Below are 20209 nucleotides of genomic sequence, written 5' to 3'. Positions count from 1 at the left end.
CGTCATGAAACAGACCCTCACCCGCGACGACTGGCAGGCGATGGCCGATGCCCTGACGATCCGCCGGCAAGCTTTCATCGACGGCAAGTACGTCGATGCCGCGTCCGGCCGAACCTTCGATGCCTTGAGTCCGATCGACGGACGCGTGCTGGCCCAGGTGGCCGAATGCGAGGCGGAAGACATCGACCGCGCCGTCGCGGCGGCGCGCCGCAGTTTCGAGAGCGGCATCTGGTCGGATGCCAAGCCTGTGCAGCGCAAGCGCACCTTGATCCGCTTCGCGCAGTTGATCGATACCTACGGACGCGAACTGGCCCTGCTCGAATCGCTGGACATGGGCAAGCCGGTCGGCGACGCGCTGGCGGTGGACGTCGCGGCCTCGGTGCGTTGCATGAACTGGACGGGCGAGGCCATCGACAAGGTTTACGGCGAGATCGCTTCCACCGGACCCGACGAACTGGGCTTGGTCACGCGCGAGCCCCTGGGCGTCGTCGGTGCGATCGTGCCGTGGAATTTCCCGATGTTGATGGCGGTGTGGAAACTGGCGCCGGCCCTGGCGATGGGCAATTCGGTCGTGCTCAAGCCCTCGGAGAAATCGCCGCTGACGGCGATACGTCTGGCCGAAATCGCGATCGAGGCGGGCATCCCGCCCGGCGTGTTCAACGTCGTGCCGGGCTTGGGTCGCGCGGCCGGCGAGCCGTTGGCCCGGCATATGGATGTCGACGGCCTCGTGTTCACCGGCTCGACCGCCGTCGGCAAGTTCCTGCTGACCTGCGCCGGCGAATCGAACATGAAACGCGCTTACATGGAGTGCGGCGGCAAGAGCCCGAACATCGTCTTCGCCGACGCGCACGACCTGCACCGCGCGGCGGTCGAATCGGCCTCGGGCATCTTCTACAACCAGGGCGAAGTCTGCACGGCCGCCTCGCGCCTGCTGGTGCAGCGCGATATCCAGGAAGAGTTCGTCGGCATGGTGGTCGAGGCGGGGCGCAGCATGCAGCCCTCGCATCCGCTTGAGCCAGACGCGCGCATGGGTGCGATGGTGGATGAGACGCAGACCTTGCGCGTGCTGGGTTACATCGACAAGGGCCAGAGCGAAGGCGCGCAGCTGCGACTGGGCGGAAAACGCGCCAACACCGTCGAAGGCGGCTGCTACATCGAACCCACGGTGTTCGACAATGTGCGGCACGAATCGACGATCTCGCGCGAAGAGATCTTCGGGCCGGTGCTGTCGGTGATTCCTTTCGACAGCGAGGAAGAAGCCCTGCGCATCGCCAACGACTCGCCGTACGGCCTCGCGGCCGGCGTCTGGACGCGCGATATCTCGCGCGCGCATCGCATCGCGCGCAAGCTGCGTGCCGGCAGCGTCTGGGTGAACTACTGGGACGGCGGCGACATGACCGCGCCCTTCGGCGGTTACAAGCAGTCCGGCAACGGCCGCGACAAATCGCTGCACGCCTTCGACAAGTACACCGAGCTCAAGGCGACCTGGATCAACCTGAAGGCCTGATGCGGCAGACGCGTGGCGGGCTTGAGCCCGCCCTACGGCATCAGGAGGCGATCCTGGCCTTCGCCGTGTTCTGGATGAAGGCCAGCAACGAGGCCAAGCCATTGCTGCGCGTCGGCGACAGGTGCTTGGCGAGGCCGATGTCGGCGATGTAGTCGGGCGTCGTCGCCAGGACCTCTTCGGCGCTGCGGCCCGAATACACGCGCAGCGCCAGATAGATCAGGCCGGAGACGATGCTCGAATCGCTGATCGAATGGAATACCAGTTTGGCGGCATCGCCTTCGGGAACGATCCAGACCATGGACTGGCAGCCCTGCAGGCGGTTGGCCTCGGTCTTCCACTCCTCGGGGAAGGGCGGGAGGCGCTTGCCGAGATCGATCAGATACTGGTAGCGCTCGGACCAGTCGCCGAAAAAGGAAAACTCCTCGGCGATGACGCGTTGCGCTTCGGCGGCGGTGGCTTCGATGGGAAAGTCGGTGTGCATGCCGTGAGTCTACTTCCGCGTCGATCGACGGACCTAGTTGCCAGCGGGGGCCGGAGTCGATGCCGGCGCGGCCGGCTGGACCGGGGTGGCGGGTGCGGGGGGCATCGCGACCGTGCTCGCCGGTGCGGCAGGTACGGCGGGGGCCGCGGCCGTGATTGCCGACGCGGCGGCCTCTGCGGCCTGCGGGAAGTAGTAGTCGATCTCGGCCTGGACATTCGCCAACGCCGGATCGCTGGTCGCAAGCTTGGCGAATTCGCCGGCAGTCGACTTCAGCCATTCGAGGCCTTCCTTGCCCAGGCCGTAGTACTTGTCGTTGGCGCCGGCCCAGATATTGATCGCACGCGTCTTCGTCCGACTGAAGGAGTGCGTCGTCACCGGCTGGCCATGCATCCAGATCTCGTAGCGCACGACGAACTCTTCGTTCGTGACCACCGGAATGATGCCGAGCGTGCTGCCGGAGAGGATCGCGCTGAGCATGCCCGCGGCGTTGCCACCGGCGGTCGGCCTGATCGTGTGCGTTACCACCAGGAAGAACGGCGCGCCGGCGAGTTCCTTGTCCATGCGCGCGAAGGCAGGGGCGGTCTTGAGCAGGTCGTAGACCGTATCGCCGCCGATCGAGGCGTAGAACTGCATCGGCGGCAGTGCGCGTACGCTGGCCTTGGCGGGCATCTCCATGGTGGCCGAGGTGCCGGCGGTCGTCGGGGTGTCGCCGGCAAGCACGGGCGCGGCGCAAAGGAGGGCGACCAGTGCGGCGGCAGCCAACGGCGAGTAGCGGGCGCGATGGGCGGTCATGATGAGGATCCTCACTGGAAGCAGGCGAGCTGGACGGTGGCGCCCAGCGCGGCATCGTTGGCGGTCTTCATATCGCCAGGGCCTTTGGGCTGCACTTCGCTGAAGGCGATGTGCTCGCGCCGCAGGAATTGCGCCACGTAGGTCGAGTCGAGGGCGAAGTTGACGTTCTGCGGAAGCAGGCCCTTGTCGACCAGGGACTTGGCGTTGAGCGTCCCGACCGCGATGCCGAGCAACTCGCCGTTGTCGGACACTACCGGCCCGCCGCTATTGCCTGGCTGGATCGGCGCGGAAAACTGGAACATGCCGTAGGAACCCTTCATGCCACTGGCGGAACTGACGTTCCCGCGGGTGAGGTTGGGCGAATCCGCGAGCAAGCCCTGCAAGGGATAACCGACGCTGGTGACCGATTCGCCGAGCACGAGCTTCTCGCCACTGCGCAGCGGCAGGGCGGCGGCGGTCGCCTGCGCCGAATCGAGCACCGCGACGTCGAGCAGTTCGCTGGCGGCGCGTGGCGTGACGCGGAACGCCTTGCCGTCTTTCCGCGCCTCGAGCACGACGCAGCCGCGCTGTACATGGGCCGCCGTCAGCAACTGGCCGCTGGCGTTGATGAAGAATCCGGTGCCCGTGCGCACGGGCTTGCTGCGGTCGACCAGCAGTTCCCGGTCGAACTTTTCGGTCGATGCCGTAGCCGGGAACTTGATCGCATCCGGTTGCAGCTTGAGTGCCGTGTCGGCCATCGCCGAAGCGATCGCCTGGCGCGCGCCGGAATGGGCGGCGGCCGTGAGATTGAAGCCCTTGATCGGGACGCGCGCCACGGCAGTGGCCTCGTGCAATTTCTTGCCGTCGGGCGCGAACACGTTGTAACTCAGCGTCAGCTGCAGGCGGCCTTCCTTGAAGTCCCAGTCCGGGTTCAGGTCGAGCAGCAGGCCGTAGTTCACCGGCTTGCCTTCCTCGAACCGCACCATGTTCGGAAACACGGGCTTGCCGACCTGGGTGATGGCATCGCCCAGGGCATCGCCCGGCTCGAACCACACGTTGTAGCGGGCGTTGTAGGTGCGTGCGCTCAGTTCCGAGGGTGGCGCGTAGACGGCGAGCGCGGCATCGCTATTCGCGATCGCCGGAGATTTGGTTTTCCCCGCGAAGGCAAGGGCTGGGACGAGGCACAGAAGCAAGCCGATGCTTCGAATGATGAGGCTCATGCAGAAGATCCTCGCCGTGCGCGGCAGGTCCGCGGGCGGCGTCGAGTCGAGGGAGAGGGGTGCGAGGCGGGGACACGAATGGCCCCCGCAAATTGTAGCGGATGCCATGCGGAGTGCCGGCACGGTTCGCGAAAAACGTGCTGCAGTCCGCGCTTCAGGTCCTGCGCCGTACCCAGCGCACGCCTTGGGCGGTGTCCTCGAGCACGATGCCCTGGGCCGCGAGTTCGTCCCGGATCGCATCGGCGCGGGCGAAGTCGCGGTTCTTCTTCGCGGCGACACGCTCGTCGATCAGCGCCTGGATGCGCCCGTCCTCGTCGGCATCGCCGCCACGGGCGAACCACGCCGCCGGATCCTGCTGCAACAGGCCCAGGCTGGCGGCGGCCGACAGCAGCTCGGACTTGAGGCGTCGCTTCTCTTCAGGCGATTCGGCCTTGCGCGTTTCGCCGGCAAGGCGCGCGAGTTCGGCCAACACCATCGGCGTGTTCAGGTCGTCGCAGAGCGCGGCCTCGACGCTCTCGGGAATCGCACCGGCGGCAGCCGGGACATCGGCGAGATCGCGCAACGTGCCGTACAAGCGATCGAGCGTGCGGATGCTCTGCTCCACCAGGCCGTCGGACCAGTCCAGCGGCTGCCGGTAGTGCGCGGTGAGCAGGGCGTAACGCAGGGCTTCGGGCGGATACTCCGCCAGCAACTCGTGCAGCACGCTGACATTGCCGAGCGATTTCGACATCTTCGTGCCGCCCATGTCGAGCATGCCGTTATGCACCCAGAAGCGCGCGAATACCTTGCCGCCATGCGCGCAGGTGCTTTGCGCCACCTCGTTCTCGTGGTGCGGGAACAGCAGGTCGTTGCCGCCGGCATGGATGTCGATCGTTTCGCCGAGGTGCGCCTCGGCCATCGCCGAACATTCGATATGCCAGCCCGGTCGGCCGACGCCCCAAGGCGAATCCCAGCCAGGCAGTTCGGGCGGGCTGGGCTTCCACAACACGAAATCGCCGGCATCGCGCTTGTAGGGCGCGACCTCGACGCGGGCGCCGGCGACCATCTCGTCCATCGGACGGCGCGAGAGCTTGCCGTAGTCGGGATAGCTGGCGATCGAGAACAGCACATGCCCGTCGGCGGCATAGGCATGGCCGCTGGCGATGAGCTTCTCGATCATCGCGATCATCTGCGGCATGTGCTCGGTGGCATGCGGCTCGACGTCCTGGCGGATCACGCCGAGGCGGTCCATGTCCTCGCGGTAGATCGCGGTGAACTTGTCGGTGATCGTCGTGATCGGCACGCCCTGTTCCTGCGCGGCCGCGTTGATCTTGTCGTCCACGTCGGTGATGTTGCGGGCGTACACGAGCTTGGGATGGCGGCGACGCAGCAGCCGCGCCAGTACGTCGAAGACGACCGGGCCGCGGGCATTGCCGATATGCACGTAGTTGTAGACGGTAGGGCCGCAGAGATACATCGTCACCCGGGCCGGGTCGGCGGGTTCGAAGGCTTCCAGGCGGCGGTGCAGGTTGTTGTAGAGGCGCAGTTCCATGTCGCAAGTTTAACAAGCCGGGCCGCTTGGCCGCTGTCGCCGCCTTATTCCGCTTGGGTATGAGTCGGCCGCCGCCTTGGGACGCGGTTCAGCCGGAAGATGCTTGAATCCATCCAGCCAGACAGGCGCGCCACCCGAAGGCATTGGGGAACGTGAGAACGGGCGGCGTCCCGGAAGATGACCGCCGCGCCTGGACTGGCATCCAGACCTTGGAGGCCCCGATGCAACGACTTGTCTTCAGCCTGCTTGCTTCCGCCCTGCTCATGCCAGGCCTCGCGCTAGCCCAGTCCGGTTATTACGAGCAGGACGATCGCTACGGCTACGACCGCGAAAACGTCACCTACGGCTACGCCGACGTGTTGCGCGTCGATCCGATCTACGAACTGGTGCGCACCCGCGTGCCGGAAGAGCGTTGCGGCGAAGAGGTCCGCGATGGCGGCGATCCGACCGGCGGCACCGTGGTCGGTGCCATCGTCGGCGGCGCCCTGGGCAATCAGGTCGGCAAGGGCGACGGCCGCAAGGCGGCCACCGTGGCCGGCGCGGTGATCGGTGGCGCCATCGGCCGCAGCATCGACAAGAACAATGGTTCGGCCAGCAGCGGCGGTTGCCGCATGGTCGAAGTCGAGCGCGAGGAGCGCCGCATCACCGGTTACGACGTCGAATACCAGTTCAACGGACAGAAATACGTGTCCCGTCTTAGCTACGACCCGGGCAACCGCCTGCGCGTGCGCGTTTCGGTCATGCCCGACGACCAGGACGGGCAGGGCGTCGGCTACCGCTGAGTTGCGCGCTCCAGGACTGCCTGACATACTTCGCGCCCGATGAAGATCAACCGCGTCGACGCCGTCGTCCTGACCTCCGCCTATATGGCGGCGGGCATGACCTCGCGCGCGCGCCGACCGGAAGCCCACATGCTCGCTGGGTAACCGGACGTCATCTTACGTTCACCGGAAAAGCCCAGCCTCGCGCTGGGCTTTTTTTTGCCGCCGTAACACTACCGCCACTCCGAAGAAGACTGATGAAACACTTCCTCAACACCCAGGACTGGACCCGCGCCGAGCTGGACGCAACCTTGGCGCAGGCCGCCGAATTCAAGCGCCGCAAGCTGGGCGACCAGCTCAAGGGGCGGTCGATCGCGCTGGTCTTCTTCAATCCTTCGCTGCGCACGCGTACCAGTTTCGAGCTCGGTGCCTTCCACCTGGGCGGGCATGCCGTCGTGTTGCAGCCCGGCAAGGACGCTTGGCCGATCGAGTTCGACCTGGGCACGGTCATGGATGGCGAGAGCGAGGAGCACATCGCCGAGGTGGCGCGTGTGCTGGGTCGTTACGTCGACCTGATCGGCGTGCGCGCCTTCCCGAAGTTCGTCGACTGGTCGAAAGACCGGGAAGATATGGTGCTACGCGCCTTCGCGCGCTATTCGCCGGTGCCGGTGATCAACATGGAGACGATCACCCACCCCTGCCAGGAGCTGGCGCATGCCTTGGCGCTGCAGGAACACTTCGGCACGACCGATCTGCGCGGCAAGAAGTACGTGCTGACCTGGACCTATCATCCGAAGCCGCTCAATACCGCCGTGGCGAATTCCGCCCTGACGATCGCCACGCGCCTCGGCATGGACGTGACCCTGCTATGCCCGACGCCCGAGTACGCGCTCGACGAGCGCTACCTCGGCTGGGCGAAAGACAATATCGCCGAAAACGGCGGTTCCTTCGCGATCAGCCACGACATCGAGAGCGCCTATGCCGGCGCCGACGTCGTCTACGCCAAGAGCTGGGGCGCGCTTCCGTACTTCGGGAACTGGGCGCCGGAGAAACCCATTCGCGATCGCTACAGGCACTTCATCGTCGACGAAGCCAAGATGGCACTGACCAACAACGGCATCTTCAGCCATTGCCTGCCGCTGCGGCGCAACGTCAAGGCGACCGACGGGGTGATGGACTCGCCCAACTGCATCGCCATCGACGAAGCCGAGAACCGCCTGCATGTGCAGAAGGCGGTCATGGCCGCTCTGATCTAGAAACGAGTGAAGAGGAAAGAGGAACGGGTAAGAGCTTCCACTCGTTCCTCTCAACCCTGCACTCGTTCCTCTCAACTCTCCACTCGTTTCTCGGAAAAATCGCCATGACCGCTTCGCCCAAAGACATCGTTCTCGCCTTTTCCGGCGGCCTCGACACCAGCTTCTGCGTGCCCTACCTGCAGGAGCGTGGCTGGAACGTGCATACCGTTTTCGCCGATACCGGAGGCGTGGATGCCGAGGAGCGCGCCTTCATCGAACAGCGCGCGCAGGAGCTGGGCGTTGCCTCGCACCGTACCGTCGATGGCGGGCCGGCGCTGTGGTCCGGTTTCGTGAAGCCTTTCGTCTGGGCCGGCGAGGCCTACCAGGGCCAGTATCCGCTGCTCGTCTCCGACCGCTACCTGATCGTCGACGCCTCACTGGCGCGTTGCGCCGAACTCGGAACGCGGGCCATCGCCCATGGCTGCACGGGCATGGGCAACGACCAGGTGCGCTTCGATCTTGCCGTGAAAGCATCGGGCGACTATCAGATCGTCGCGCCGATTCGCGAGATCCAGAAGGAGCACACGGAAGTCCGCGCCTACGAACAGGCCTATCTGGAGCAGCGCGGTTTCGGCGTACGCGCCAAGCAGAAGGCTTATACGATCAACGAGAACCTGCTTGGCCTGACGATGTCAGGTGGCGAGATCGACCGTTGGCAGGCGCCGGGCGAGGGTGCGCGCGGCTGGTGCAAGCCGCGTGGCGAATGGCCGGCGCAGCCGCTGCGGGTAAAACTCGGCTTCGCGAAGGGCGAGGCGGTATCGCTGGACGGCCAGCGCCTGGCCGGCCATGAACTGCTGGCGAGACTCAATACGATGTTCGCCGCCTACGGCGTCGGTCGCGGCATCTACACCGGCGATACGACCATCGGGTTGAAGGGCCGCATCATCTTCGAAGCGCCCGGTCTGCTCGCCTTGCTCACCGCGCACCGTGCGCTGGAAGAAGCGGTGCTGACGAAGCAGCAGAATCGCTTCAAGCCCGATGTGGCGCGCAAGTGGGTCGAGCTGGTCTACGAGGGTTTCTATCACGACCCGCTGAAGAAGGATCTCGAAGCCTTCCTGGCTTCCAGTCAGGACTGCGTGGACGGTGAAGTCGTGCTGGAAACGCAAGGCGGCAGCGTGGCCGCGGTGGCGGTGATGTCCGAACGCATCCTCAACGCCAAAGGCGCGACCTACGCGCAGGCCGCCGATTGGGGCGTGGCCGAAGCGGAAGGCTTCATCAAGCTCTTCGGCATGAGCAGCACGCTGTGGGCTGAGGTGAACAGATAGGAAAGAGTTAAGAGCAACGAGGAACGAGTGAAAGCCGCAAATTGGCGAGATCTACTCGTTCCTCTTTCCTCTCCACTCGTTTCTTGTCCTTGAAGCAACCAGATGGCGAACCGGACCATGCATGAAAAGACTCTCCAACACCTCGACGCGCTCGTGTCCTTCGACACCCGCAATCCGCCGCGGGCGATCGGGACCGACGGCATCTTCGACTACCTGCGCGACCAGTTGCCGGGTTTCGAAATCCGCGTAAGTGACCATGGCGATGGCGCCGTGTCGCTGCTGGCCGTGCGCGGCGAAACCGCGCGATTATTCAATGTGCATCTAGATACGGTCCCGTCGTCGCCGGCCTGGACAGCGGATCCGTTGAAGCTGCGTGTCGAAGGCGACCGCGCCATCGGGCTGGGCGCCTGCGATATCAAGGGCGCGGCGGCCTGCCTGCTCGCCGCGGCGCAAGCAACCGATGGCCCGGCGGCCTTCCTCTTCAGTAGCGACGAAGAGGCCAACGACGCACGTTGCATTCCCTCGTTCCTGAAAAGCGATCATGGTTTTCATGAAGTGATCGTCGCCGAGCCGACACAGGGCGAGGCGGTCCTGGCGCATCGTGGCATCTGCTCGGTGCTGATGCGTTTTCGCGGCGAAGCCGGCCATGCTTCCGGCGCGCAAGCCTTGCAGGCCAGCGCTTTGCACCAGGCGATGCGTTGGGGCGGTCGGGCACTGGATCTGGTCGAAGCGCAGTCGCATCAGCGCTTCGGCGGACTGACCGGCCTGCGTTTCAATGTCGGCAAGGTCGAGGGCGGTATCAAGGCCAATGTCATCGCGCCGGCAGCGGAAGTGCGCTTCGGATTCCGGCCCTTGCCGTCGCAGTCCGCGGATGAATTGCATGCGCAGTTCGGAACGCTGGTGCCGGCCGGGGCGGTCGAGCGTTACGAGGAAACCTTTCGCGGCCCGGCGCTGCCGGCCGGCAATACGGCCGATGCGGAGAACCGACGTCTGGAGGCGCGAGATCTCGCCGATGCGCTCGGCCTGCCCATCGGCAATGCGGTCGATTTCTGGACCGAGGCCTCGCTGTTCTCCGCGGCCGGCCTCACCGCGATCGTCTACGGCCCCGGCGATATCGCGCAGGCCCATGCCGCCGACGAATGGGTATCGCTCGACCAGCTCGCCACCGTCGCGCAGTCCTATCGTCGCATCCTGGGGGCGCAATGAACGCCAGCGCCGTCGTCGAACCACGTCGCGCGCCCTCCCGGGGGTCGCTTCCGTCTTCATGCTTTGCAGGACCTGGCAATGACTGAGTTGCGCACCACGATCGTCCGCCTGCTGTCCAACATGGCCAGCGCGAAGGAGATCCAGCTCTACCTGAAACGTTTCTCGCAGGCAGGCGCCAGCAAGTTCGCCGTCGTGAAAGTGGGCGGCGCCGTGTTGCGCGATGATCTTGACGCCTTGGTGTCCTCGCTTTCCTTCCTGCAACAGGTCGGCCTGACGCCGATCGTCGTGCATGGCGGCGGACCGCAACTGGACGAGGAAATGCAGCGCGCCGGTATCGCCAAGGAAACGCAGGACGGTTTGCGCGTGACCCGCGCCGACGGCCTGGCGGTCGTGCGGCGCGTCCTGCAGCGCGAGAACCTGCGTCTGGTCGAAGCCTTGCAGGCGCAGGGCGTGCGCGCGACCTCGATCACTTCGGGCGTATTCGAATCCGAAGCCCTCGATGCCGAACGCTACGGCCTGGTCGGCAAGGTCGCGAGAGTGCATACCGATGCCATCGATGCCGCGATCGGTATCGCGTCGATTCCCGTCATCGCCAGCCTCGGCGAAACCCATGGCGGTCAGATACTCAACGTCAATGCCGACTGGGCCGCCAACGAGCTGGTCAAGACGCTGCAGCCCTACAAGATCGTCTTCCTGACCGGTACGGGCGGCCTGCTCGATGGCGAGGGCGCGGTGATCGATTCGATCAACCTCAGCACCGAATACGACGAGCTGCTGGCGCAGCCCTGGTTGCATTCGGGCATGCGTGTGAAGATCGAGCAGATCCACGACCTGCTGATGCAGTTGCCGATGTCGTCTTCGGTCTCGATCACGCGTCCGGACGAACTGGCCAAAGAGTTGTTCACGCATCGCGGCTCCGGCACCCTGGTCCGCCGTGGCGAGAAGATCCGAACGTTCGATCGCTGGGATCAGCTCGACCTGGACCGCCTGAAGTCCCTGGTCGAATCGGGCTTCGGTCGCCGCCTGCATGCCGACTACTTCGAGACCACCGAGCCGTATCGCATCTACGTCAGCGAACACTATCGCGCCGCGCTCATCCTGACGCTCGAGAACGGTATTCCGCACCTGGACAAGTTCGCCGTCAGCGACGACGCCCAGGGCGAGGGGCTCGGTCGGGCCGCGTGGCAGGTCATGCGGGCCGATAATACCCGGCTATTCTGGCGCTCGCGCAGCGACAATGCCATCAACGATTTCTATTTCGACGAAGCGGACGGCTGTTTGAAGGGCGAACGCTGGAACGTATTCTGGTACGGTCTGGAAGGTTTCGACGATATCCGTTTCGCCGTCGATCACTGCCTGACGCGTCCGGCTACCCTGATGAGCGCCTGAGATGAGTTCGACGAACTGGATCCAACCGATTTCCCTGCGTGGCCAGCATGTATCGCTGGAACCCTTGGCCATCGAACACGTGCCCGGTCTCCAGGCCGCCGCGGCCGATGGCGAACTGTGGAAACTCTGGTACACCTCGGTGCCGTCGCCGGACCAGGCGCAGGCCTATGTCGAAACGGCGCTGGCACTACGCGAGGCCGGCTTGGCGATGCCTTGGGTCGTACGCGACGGCGCGGGCGACATCGTCGGCAGCACGCGTTACGGCAATGTCGAGGCCGGCAACCGCCGCGTCGAGATCGGTTGGACCTGGTACGCGAAGCGCGTGCAACGCAGCGGCCTGAACACCGAAGCCAAACTGTTGCTGCTTACGCATGCGTTCGAAGCGCTGGAATGCAATGCCGTCGAGTTCCGCACGAACTGGTTCAATCATGCCTCGCGCAACGCCATTGCCCGGCTCGGCGCCAAGCAGGATGGCGTCCTGCGCAGCCATATGCGCATGCCGGACGGCAGCTATCGCGATACCGTCGTGTTCTCGATCCTTGCGAACGAATGGCCGCAGGTGAAGCGCCATCTGCAGTTCAAGCTGGAACAGCACGGGTCATGAAGCGCATCGGCCTGCTCGGGGCGCGCGGTCACGTCGGCGCCGAACTGATCGGCCTCCTGACCGCGCACCCGGAGTTCGAGCTCGGCTTCGTTTCCTCGCGCGAACGGGCGGGGCAGCGGGTCGCGGCCCATCATCCGGATGTCGATCCCGCGTTGCGCTATGTCGACGTGTCGCCGGAAGCACTCGTCGACCATCCGGTTGACGCGATCGTACTTGCCCTGCCGAACGGCAAGGCCGCGCCCTTCGTTGCGGCGATCGATGCAGTCGCGCCGACGACGGTGTTGCTCGATCTGTCCGCCGACTACCGCTTCGATCAAAGCTGGTACTACGGACTGCCGGAGCTGACGCGTGCGCGTTATCGCGAGCAAAAGCGCATCAGCAATCCCGGCTGTTATGCCACGGCCATGCAACTGGCCTTGGCACCAATGCATGCCCTATTGGCTGGTCCGGCGCAGTGTTTCGGCGTCTCGGGCTACAGTGGTGCCGGTACGACGCCCTCGGACAAGAACGACCCCGCCAGGCTGCGCGACAACCTGATGCCGTATTCGCTGGCGGGTCATGTGCATGAGCGCGAGGTGTCGCGCCAGCTCGGGCACGCGGTGCAGTTCATGCCGCATGTCGCTCCGCATTTCCGCGGGCTCAGCATCACGGCGAACATGATGCTGTCGCGCGGCGTCGCACTGGACGAAGTGCGCGCACGTTACGCCGACGCCTATGACGCCGAGCCGCTGGTCGCGATGCAGGACGAGGCGCCCTGGGTCTCGGCGATCGCCGGCAGGCATGGCGCCGTGGTCGGCGGCTTCACCCTGGCCGACGACGGGAAACGGCTGGTCGTCGTGTCCGTGCTCGACAACCTGTTGAAAGGCGCGGCGACGCAGGCTTCGCAGAACCTGAATACGGCCTTCGGTTTCGACGAAACCCTGGGCATTCCAATGTAGGAGCGATGCCCGGAGGAAATGCCTTTGGGACGCAAGTCGCGACTGTTGCAGAATCCGTGAGGTCGCGACTTGCGTCGCTCCTACAGGAAGCGACGAAACGAGGTGCAATGATGTCCGATCTTCTCTGGCAAAAACCCGGCGTCGAGGTCGACGCGAAAATCCAGGCCTTCCTCGCCGGCGAGGATGTGCTGCTGGACCGCGAGTTCTTCCTCTTCGACATCGAGGCCAGTCGGGCCCATGCCGAAGGCTTGCAGCGAATAGGCATTCTGAACGCTGGCGAACTCGCCTCGCTGAAATCCGAACTCGCGATATTGGCCGATGATTTCGTCGCTGGCCGCTTCGTGCTGGACCAGCGCTTCGAGGATGGGCACTCTGCCATCGAGGCGCGCCTGATCGAAAAGCTGGGCGACACCGGGCGGCGCATCCATACCGGACGCAGCCGCAACGACCAGATCCTGGTGGCGACGCGGCTGTGGCTGAAGGATCGACTGACTCGGGTGGCGGCGCTTTGCCGGGCAACCGCGCAGGTCGCGCTCGATCGCGCCGAAGCCGAGCAGTCGCTGCCATTGCCCGGCTATACGCACCTGCAACGCGCGGTGGTGTCGTCGGCGGGCATGTGGTGGGCTGCTTGGGCCGAAGCTTTCGTCGACAATGCCCTGCGTGCGAAGCAGACCCTGGCCTGGATCGATGCGAATCCGCTCGGCAGCGCCGCCGGCTATGGCGTGAACCTGGCCCTGGACCGCGCGCACACGACCGAGGCCCTGGGTTTCGCGCGCTTGCAGCAGGTCGCGACCTATGCGCAGCTGTCGCGCGGAAAGTTCGAGATGGCGGCGATCGAGGCCCTGGGTTCGGCCGTGCTGGACTTGCGGCGCCTGGCCTGGGATCTGTCGCTTTTCACCAGTGGCGAGTTCGGTTTCGTCGCCCTGCCGCCCGAGTACAGCACCGGCAGTTCGCTGATGCCGAACAAGCGCAATCCCGATGCGATCGAGCTGATGCGCGCGACCTATGCCAGCGTCGCGGCGGCGCGCAGCGAGATCGAGCAACTGCTGTCCTTGCCCTCGGGTTATCACCGTGACCTGCAGTTCAGCAAGGGTGCCATCTTCCACGCGTTCGGCCGCGGCCTGGCGGCATTGGAACTGCTGCCGGATCTGCTGCGCCGCCTGCAATGGCGGGAAGATCGCATGCGCGGCGCGCTGGAGCCGTCGATGTATGCCACCGATCTTGCCTTGGATCTGGCGAAGCAGGGCGTACCTTTCCGCGAGGCCTACCGGCAGGCGGCCGAGCCGTCGCGATGGCAGCAGGTCAGCGCGGAAACCAGTCTGCAAGCGCGCGTATCGCCCGGCAGCGGCGTGGCCCTGGGTCTCGACGTGCTGCGCGCGCGGCTCGATTCGCTGGACTGAGGCGCAACAAAAAAGCCGCCCTGGGGCGGCTTCCTGCGATAGCGACGGGCCGGAGGCTGTCGCGGAATCTTTGGTCGGGGAGACAGGATTTGAACCTGCGACTTCTACGTCCCGAACGTAGCGCTCTACCAGGCTGAGCTACACCCCGAGGTAGTCGCATATTTTAGGGGGTCGGGCGCGGCTGAGGCAAGCCCGGCGGACACACCGTACGGAGGGCCGCTAGAATGGCGGCTTCCCGAGGAGCCACCGGTCTTGATCAAGCCCCGCACCCCGCCCGGCATCATGGAGCTGCTGCCCCGCGACCAGATCGCGTTCCAGCGCATGCTCGACACGATTCGCCGTAATTACGAACGTTTCGGCTTCCTGCCGGTGGAAACGCCGGTGTTCGAGCTGTCCGAAGTGCTGCTGACGAAGACCGGTGGCGAAACCGAGCGCCAGGTCTATTTCGTGCAATCCACCGGGGCGCTGGAAAAGGGCGGCGAAGGTCTGCCGGAATTGGCGATGCGTTTCGATTTGACCGTGCCGCTGGCGCGCTACGTGGCCGAGCACGAGCACGACCTGGCCTTTCCCTTCCGGCGCTACCAGATCCAGCGCGTGTATCGCGGCGAGCGCGCCCAGCGCGGCCGTTTCCGCGAGTTCTACCAGTGCGATATCGACGTGATCGGCAAGGATGCGCTCTCGGTGCGCTACGACGCCGAGATGCCGGCCGTCATCCATTCGGTGTTCTCCGAGCTCGGCATCGGCCCGTTCACCATCCAGCTCAACAACCGCAAACTGCTGCGCGGGTTCTTCGAAGGCCTGGGCATCGCCGACGGCGAGCAGCAGGCCCTGGTCCTGCGCGAGATCGACAAGCTCGACAAGCGCGGCGCGGAAGCCGTGCGCGCGACCCTGACCGGCGAAGCCTTCGGTCTGGCCGAGGCCGTGGCCGACCGCATCATGGGCTTCGTGCAGACGCGTTCGCGCTCGCATGCCGATGCCCTGGCGCAGCTCGATGCACTCGGCGACGCGAATGCGACCCTGGCGCAGGGCGTGGCCGAACTGCGCGAGGTGATCGAGTTGCTGCGCGGCTATGGCGTGCCGGAAAAGAACTACGCGATCAATTTTTCGATCGCCCGCGGCCTGGACTATTACACCGGCACCGTTTACGAGACCCAGCTCGACGACTATCCGCAGATCGGCTCGGTCTGCTCGGGCGGTCGCTACGAGAACCTGGCCAGCAGCTATACGAAATCGAAATTGCCCGGTGTCGGCATTTCCATCGGCGCGACGCGGCTGTTCTTCCAGCTGAGGGAAGCCGGCATCCTGTCCACGGCCGAAAGTTCGGTGGACGTGCTGGTCGGCCTGATGGACGAGACGCGACTCGGCGATTCGCTCGAAATCGCGCGCGGCTTGCGTGCCGCCGGAATTCATACCGAAGTGCAGCTCGAGGTTCGCAAGCTGCAGAAGCAGTTCCAGTACGCCGACAAGGCCGGCATCCGCTTCATGGTGATGTATGGCGAGGACGAGGCGTCGCGAGGCGTCGTCAAGGTCAAGAACCTGCGCAGCCAGGACCAGTTCGAAGTGCCGAAGGCCGAACTGGCGGCCCAACTGAAGGTCGAAATCGAACAGCAGCGCGCGCTGCAGGGACGCTGACATGAAGCCGATCCATCTCGACGGGCGTTCGTTGGGCCGCGAACAGGTCGTCGCGGTCGCCTGGGGCGCCAGCGTCGAACTCGACGAAGCGCAGATGGCGAAGGTGCAGCGCGCCGCCGATTTCCTGTCGGAACAGGTGCAGCACCAGGAGCCGATCTATGGCGTTTCGACCGGCTTCGGCAGCAATGCCGACAAGTTGCTGGGTTCGCGCCGGCAGCGCGACGGCCTGCCGGGGCGTCGGCCCAACGAAGAGAGCCTGCTGGAAGAATTGCAGCGCAATCTGATCGTCACCCATGCCGTTTGCGTCGGCGAGCCTTTCGCGGCGGAAGTCGTGCGCGCGATGATGGTGATCCGCATCAATACGCTGATGCGCGGACATTCGGGCATCCGGCCCGCCACGTTGCGGGCGATGACGGCCCTGCTCAACGCCGGCATCGTGCCTGTGGTGCCGCAGAAGGGCTCGGTCGGCGCCAGTGGCGACCTCGCGCCACTGTCGCACCTGGCCATCGTGCTGCTGGGCGGTGGCGAAGCTTTCCATCGCGGCGAACGCCTCTCCGGTGCGGAAGCGCTGAAGCGCGCCGGCCTGGCGCCGGTGACGCTGTCGCACAAGGAGGGCCTGGCACTGAACAATGGCACGGCGCAGATGCTCGCCACCGGCGTGCTGGCCGTCGCCAAGCTCGACGAACTGCTGGAAACCGCAGATCTCGCCGCCGCGATGACGATCGACGCCTTCGCCGGCCGTTTACGTGCCTTCGACGCGCACGTGCATGAGCTGCGCCCGCATCCGGGCCAGGTGAAAACGGCAGCGAATCTGCGCAGCTTGCTGTCGGGTTCGACCCTGGCCGACATCGACTATCACCTGGTGCCGCGTTTTCGCACCTGGCAGCCGGAGAGTTGGAAAACGCCGGTACAACAGGCGCTGGCCTTCGACATCGGCTGGGACTGGGTACCGCTGACCCAGCGTCACGGGCGCGAAAAGTTCTATCTGCGTTTCCAGCCGTTCCGCGGCGGCAAGAAGCACCAGCCGCAGGACAGCTACTCGCTGCGCTGCATCCCGCAGGTGCATGGCGCGGTGCGCGATGCGATCGAGCAGGCCAAGCGCGTGCTCGACATCGAGCTTAATGCGGTGACGGACAATCCGCTGCTGTTCCCGGACCTGGCCGAATCGGGCGGCGCGCATCGCATCGAAGACCAGGTGGTGTCGGCGGGTCATTTTCATGGCATGCCCTTGGCGTTGGCGATGAGTTACGTCAAGGCCGCCATTCCGGTGCTGGCCTCGATCTCGGAACGCCGGCTCAACAAGCTGGTCGATCCGGCCACGAACGACGGCCTGCCGCCCTTCCTGATCGGCAACGAGGACGGCACCGAGAGCGGTTTCATGATCGTGCAGTACACGGCGGCGGCCATCGTCAACGACCTGTGCTCGCGCGCGCATCCGGCCTCGGTCTATTCGATTCCGACCAGCGCCAACGCCGAAGACCACGTCTCCATGGGGGCGAACGAAGCGCGGCACGTGCTCGACATGACGGCCGATCTCGCCCGCGTGCTCGGCCTGGAGTTGTATACGGCGGCGCAGGCGCTGGATTACCGTCGCGACATGATCAATGCCGCACGAGACCTGGCACGAAGCAGCGATGCGGAAGGGTTTTCGACGAAAGTGCAGGGCGGTCCCGCGACGGACTCGCCGGATCGTGCAACCTTCCTCGCCGAAATCGAAAATCTGCGCCTGGCCTTGCTGTCGGCCGAGGACTTCCACGCAGGCAAGGCCGTGCAGGCTGCCTGGACGCGCTTACGCCAGGACATTCCGTTCATGGCCAGCGATCGCGCGATGGATGGCGATGTCGCCTTGGCCGTGCGCCTGGCCGAGAACGGCGAATTGCTCAGCGCCGCGCGCGCGGCGCTATAGTCAGGCCGGAGAGCGTCGCGTGGAGGAATCGCATTTCCTGGATTCGATCTACTGCGCATTCCCTGCGTTCGAGCGCGAAGAGGCGTTGCGCATCGCCGCGTTGGGCTGTTCCATATCGGCCAACGCGACCTTCGGTGTCGTGGACGAACTCACGCGGCCGCCGTTCGGAACGCAAGTCGATTCTGGGATTGCGCGTGAAGTCCTCGACCTAGTCGATCATCGTTTGGACCATCCGCTAGTGCACCCCGTGCTGGCGGCCGCGCGGAGGCTGGTGAGACGAGAGCAGCTGACGGTCGAGGAATCCGTGACCACGATGCGATTGGTCGCGCTTCATCCCGGTCAGTACGCGGCGCTAGGCGTGGTTTATTTTGCATGCGATGACATTGACGGCATTGCCGACGCCGAGATGAACCGGATATTGGTCGAATGGGACGCTTAGTGTGCGCTTAGGGCCCTAGACCTTCACCGCCGCTTCCTGCACGCGGTTGCGACCGGCGTTCTTCGCCGCATAAAGCGCGTCGTCCACGTGGTGCAGCACATCGTCCGCGTTGTGGTTCCAGCCCGGCGGCACGCTGAAGGCGCCAATGCTGGCGGTGATGGCGATTTCCTTGCCGGCGTAATGCACCGGCTCGGCGCCCACGCGGCGGCGTAGTCTTTCCGCGATCTCCAACAGCCGCGACTGCCCGCAGGCCGGCAAGGCGACGACGAATTCCTCGCCGCCGAAGCGCGCCACCACGGCATTCTCCGAGAACACGGTGTCGGCCAGCTTGCGCGCCAGTACGCGCAGGCATTCGTCGCCGGCCAGGTGGCCGTGCGTATCGTTGACCTTCTTGAAATGGTCCAGGTCGATCAGCAGCACGCCGAGTGGCTGTCGGGTTTCGTGCGCCTGGCGCAGCAGCTGGTCGAAGACGTCGTGGAAATGCCGGCGGTTGAACACGCCGGTCAGCGCGTCGCGACGGTTGGATTCGCGCAGGCGGGAGTTCGCTTCGGCCAATTGCTCCAGCGCCGAGCTCAGTTCGCCGGTTCGGCGCGAGACATTGCGCTCGAGCTGCTCGTTCGCCTCGCGCACGATGCGTTCGTTTTCGCTGCGCAGGTTGGCGTAACGGAAGGCGAGGGCGAAGGACAGCAGGATCATCTCGGTCGCCGAACCGACCTGGATGCCGTATTCGGTGACGAAGGTCTTCGGGAGGAGGCCGATCGACACCGAGGCGTACATCGCCGTGCCGAGCAGCAGCATCGTCCAGGCGGCGAGGAAGAGCTGGGCCGGCCGGTAGCCGCGGCGGATCGTGTACATGGCCTGGTAGATGATGGCCAGCACGCCCGGGAAGACGCAGTAGGTGCCGAGCTTCACCGACAGCCGGTAGTCGACGAAGAACGAGGCGATGCCGACCAGGGTGAAAAAGCCGATCAGGCAGCGCGAAATCAGGTCGCCCAGCGGCCAGCGTTGCTCGAGTTCGAGGAACTTGCGGGCGAACTGGTGCATGGCGATCTGCGAGACCGCCATCGACAAGGGGATTGCGTGATTCGCCAGCCAGGGCGAGCGCGGCCACAGGTATTCGAACGCGAGGCCGTTGAGGCAGAACATCACCAGGCCGAAGCCGGCGATATGGCACATGTACCAGAAATGGCTGCTGTCGCGCAGCGACAGCCACAGGATCAGGTTGTAGAAGAACAGCGCGAACAGGATGCCGTTGTAGATGCCGATGCCGATCTGCGCATCGCGTTCCATCTCGGCGAAAGCGCCGAAGGTGTACAGCGCCAGCGGCGCCTGCATCGAGCTCTTGCTTTGCGTGCGCACCAGCAGTTCGACCTCGGTGCGCTGCGGCAGGTCCACCCAGAAGTTCGGATGGCGGTAGCGGATCGCACGCGCCGAGAAAGGCAACATGTCGCCGGAAGCGAGATGGTCCACGCGTCCGTCGGGATAGCGCAGGTAGACATCGACGTTGTCGAGCAGAGGGTATTTCAGTACCAGCAGCCAGCGTTGCTCGGTATTGCCGGCGTTGAACAATCGCGTATGGAACCAGTAGGCGCCGTCGACGAAGCCGAAGGTCGGGTCGCCATGCGGCAGCGGCTGGAAACCGCTGGAGTCCGCCGCCTGGAACATCGCGCCCGAGTCGATGCGTCGGCCGGCATCCACGCGATAAGTGACATAGGGCGAGAGCTCGAGGCTGGAAAGGCCCGGGCGTAGTTCGGCCCGCGCCTGCGCCGCGCAGGGGGCGGGCCCCAACGCGAAGAAAGCCAGCAACAAAGCGAGCAGCCTGAATACCCGTTGGACCACGCGATCCTCCCTGCGCACACCTTAG

General features: G+C 65.2%; 17 protein-coding genes and 1 tRNA gene. 12 read left to right on the top strand and 6 right to left on the bottom strand.

The genetic code is table 11. The features are described from left to right. Positions 1–4 precede the first annotated feature (4 nt). The gene (locus tag QM707_RS06005) at positions 5–1507 is read left to right on the top strand and encodes an aldehyde dehydrogenase (RefSeq protein ID WP_415000953.1); all 1503 of its coding nucleotides are present in this window, start codon (positions 5–7) and stop codon (positions 1505–1507) included. Between the two features lie 40 nt (positions 1508–1547). Here the strand turns inward: QM707_RS06005 and QM707_RS06000 are convergent, their stop codons facing one another. The 4 genes from QM707_RS06000 to cysS all read right to left on the bottom strand — a co-directional run bounded on the left by QM707_RS06000 (position 1548) and on the right by cysS (position 5510). Continuing rightward, positions 1548–1988, bottom strand: coding sequence for a SufE family protein (locus QM707_RS06000; protein WP_415000952.1), 441 nt, complete (start codon positions 1986–1988; stop codon positions 1548–1550). A gap of 33 nt (positions 1989–2021) precedes the next feature. Beyond that, the gene (locus tag QM707_RS05995) at positions 2022–2780 is read right to left on the bottom strand and encodes a hypothetical protein (RefSeq protein WP_415000951.1); all 759 of its coding nucleotides are present in this window, start codon (positions 2778–2780) and stop codon (positions 2022–2024) included. Between the two features lie 11 nt (positions 2781–2791). After that, on the bottom strand, positions 2792–3979 hold the full coding sequence (locus QM707_RS05990) for a S1 family peptidase (protein WP_415000950.1): 1188 nt from the start codon (positions 3977–3979) through the stop codon (positions 2792–2794). Between the two features lie 154 nt (positions 3980–4133). Continuing rightward, positions 4134–5510 carry a cysteine--tRNA ligase gene (gene cysS / locus QM707_RS05985; protein WP_415000949.1) on the bottom strand — a complete coding sequence of 459 codons (1377 nt, stop codon included), beginning with the start codon at positions 5508–5510 and terminating at the stop codon, positions 4134–4136. Between the two features lie 221 nt (positions 5511–5731). Here cysS and QM707_RS05980 point away from each other — a divergent pair, with 221 nt between their 5' ends. From QM707_RS05980 to argH, 8 genes are all read left to right on the top strand, one after another. Further along, positions 5732–6292: a glycine zipper 2TM domain-containing protein gene (locus QM707_RS05980; RefSeq protein WP_415000948.1), complete on the top strand. Its 561-nt coding sequence runs from the start codon at positions 5732–5734 to the stop codon at positions 6290–6292. A gap of 236 nt (positions 6293–6528) precedes the next feature. Then, a complete protein-coding gene (locus QM707_RS05975) occupies positions 6529–7527 on the top strand; it encodes an N-acetylornithine carbamoyltransferase (RefSeq protein WP_415000947.1) in 999 nt (332 codons plus the stop codon). Positions 7528–7631: 104 nt separating this feature from the next. Beyond that, positions 7632–8831, top strand: coding sequence for an argininosuccinate synthase (locus QM707_RS05970; RefSeq protein WP_415000946.1), 1200 nt, complete (start codon positions 7632–7634; stop codon positions 8829–8831). A gap of 117 nt (positions 8832–8948) precedes the next feature. Next, a complete protein-coding gene (locus QM707_RS05965) occupies positions 8949–10037 on the top strand; it encodes an acetylornithine deacetylase (protein ID WP_415000945.1) in 1089 nt (362 codons plus the stop codon). Positions 10038–10115: 78 nt separating this feature from the next. Beyond that, a complete protein-coding gene (locus QM707_RS05960) occupies positions 10116–11426 on the top strand; it encodes an acetylglutamate kinase (protein WP_415000944.1) in 1311 nt (436 codons plus the stop codon). 1 nt (position 11427) lies between these two features. Then, on the top strand, positions 11428–12030 hold the full coding sequence (locus tag QM707_RS05955) for a GNAT family N-acetyltransferase (RefSeq protein WP_415000943.1): 603 nt from the start codon (positions 11428–11430) through the stop codon (positions 12028–12030). After that, positions 12027–12968 (top strand): N-acetyl-gamma-glutamyl-phosphate reductase, encoded by a 942-nt coding sequence (gene argC / locus QM707_RS05950; protein WP_415000942.1) that lies wholly within the window; start codon positions 12027–12029, stop codon positions 12966–12968. The genes QM707_RS05955 and argC overlap by 4 nt, the downstream gene beginning before the upstream one ends. A 110-nt stretch (positions 12969–13078) precedes the next feature. Beyond that, positions 13079–14368, top strand: a complete 1290-nt coding sequence (gene argH, locus QM707_RS05945; RefSeq protein ID WP_415000941.1) for an argininosuccinate lyase — start codon at positions 13079–13081, stop codon at positions 14366–14368. Between the two features lie 71 nt (positions 14369–14439). On the opposite strand, the gene QM707_RS05940 is transcribed toward argH, so the two are convergent. Next, positions 14440–14516: transfer RNA gene (locus tag QM707_RS05940), tRNA-Pro, on the bottom strand. Positions 14517–14620: 104 nt separating this feature from the next. On the opposite strand from QM707_RS05940, the gene hisS reads away from it, so the two are divergent. From hisS to QM707_RS05925, 3 genes are read left to right on the top strand one after another with little or no spacing between them, the layout of a single operon-like run. Then, positions 14621–16000, top strand: coding sequence for a histidine--tRNA ligase (gene hisS, locus QM707_RS05935; protein WP_415000940.1), 1380 nt, complete (start codon positions 14621–14623; stop codon positions 15998–16000). A 1-nt stretch (position 16001) separates the two neighbouring features. Next, the gene (locus QM707_RS05930) at positions 16002–17906 is read left to right on the top strand and encodes an HAL/PAL/TAL family ammonia-lyase (RefSeq protein ID WP_415000939.1); all 1905 of its coding nucleotides are present in this window, start codon (positions 16002–16004) and stop codon (positions 17904–17906) included. A gap of 19 nt (positions 17907–17925) precedes the next feature. Then, on the top strand, positions 17926–18345 hold the full coding sequence (locus QM707_RS05925; protein ID WP_415000938.1) for a hypothetical protein: 420 nt from the start codon (positions 17926–17928) through the stop codon (positions 18343–18345). Positions 18346–18360: 15 nt separating this feature from the next. On the opposite strand, the gene QM707_RS05920 is transcribed toward QM707_RS05925, so the two are convergent. Continuing rightward, positions 18361–20184: a 7TM diverse intracellular signaling domain-containing protein gene (locus QM707_RS05920; RefSeq protein ID WP_415000937.1), complete on the bottom strand. Its 1824-nt coding sequence runs from the start codon at positions 20182–20184 to the stop codon at positions 18361–18363. Between the last annotated feature and the right edge of the window lie 25 nt (positions 20185–20209).

It is taken from the genome of Arenimonas sp. (genome assembly GCF_047602345.1).
Taxonomy (GTDB): domain Bacteria; phylum Pseudomonadota; class Gammaproteobacteria; order Xanthomonadales; family Xanthomonadaceae; genus Arenimonas.
The sequence above is the reverse complement of the archived record's forward strand: the minus strand, read 5'-3'. Positions and strand labels throughout refer to the sequence as shown.

Coding starts and splice junctions, on each gene's coding strand:
- QM707_RS06005 (WP_415000953.1), top strand. CDS start 5: ATGAAACAGACCCTCACCCGCGACGACTGGCAGGCGATGGCCGATGCC.
- QM707_RS06000 (WP_415000952.1), bottom strand. CDS start 1,988: ATGCACACCGACTTTCCCATCGAAGCCACCGCCGCCGAAGCGCAACGC.
- QM707_RS05995 (WP_415000951.1), bottom strand. CDS start 2,780: ATGACCGCCCATCGCGCCCGCTACTCGCCGTTGGCTGCCGCCGCACTG.
- QM707_RS05990 (WP_415000950.1), bottom strand. CDS start 3,979: ATGAGCCTCATCATTCGAAGCATCGGCTTGCTTCTGTGCCTCGTCCCA.
- cysS (WP_415000949.1), bottom strand. CDS start 5,510: ATGGAACTGCGCCTCTACAACAACCTGCACCGCCGCCTGGAAGCCTTC.
- QM707_RS05980 (WP_415000948.1), top strand. CDS start 5,732: ATGCAACGACTTGTCTTCAGCCTGCTTGCTTCCGCCCTGCTCATGCCA.
- QM707_RS05975 (WP_415000947.1), top strand. CDS start 6,529: ATGAAACACTTCCTCAACACCCAGGACTGGACCCGCGCCGAGCTGGAC.
- QM707_RS05970 (WP_415000946.1), top strand. CDS start 7,632: ATGACCGCTTCGCCCAAAGACATCGTTCTCGCCTTTTCCGGCGGCCTC.
- QM707_RS05965 (WP_415000945.1), top strand. CDS start 8,949: ATGCATGAAAAGACTCTCCAACACCTCGACGCGCTCGTGTCCTTCGAC.
- QM707_RS05960 (WP_415000944.1), top strand. CDS start 10,116: ATGACTGAGTTGCGCACCACGATCGTCCGCCTGCTGTCCAACATGGCC.
- QM707_RS05955 (WP_415000943.1), top strand. CDS start 11,428: ATGAGTTCGACGAACTGGATCCAACCGATTTCCCTGCGTGGCCAGCAT.
- argC (WP_415000942.1), top strand. CDS start 12,027: ATGAAGCGCATCGGCCTGCTCGGGGCGCGCGGTCACGTCGGCGCCGAA.
- argH (WP_415000941.1), top strand. CDS start 13,079: ATGTCCGATCTTCTCTGGCAAAAACCCGGCGTCGAGGTCGACGCGAAA.
- QM707_RS05930 (WP_415000939.1), top strand. CDS start 16,002: ATGAAGCCGATCCATCTCGACGGGCGTTCGTTGGGCCGCGAACAGGTC.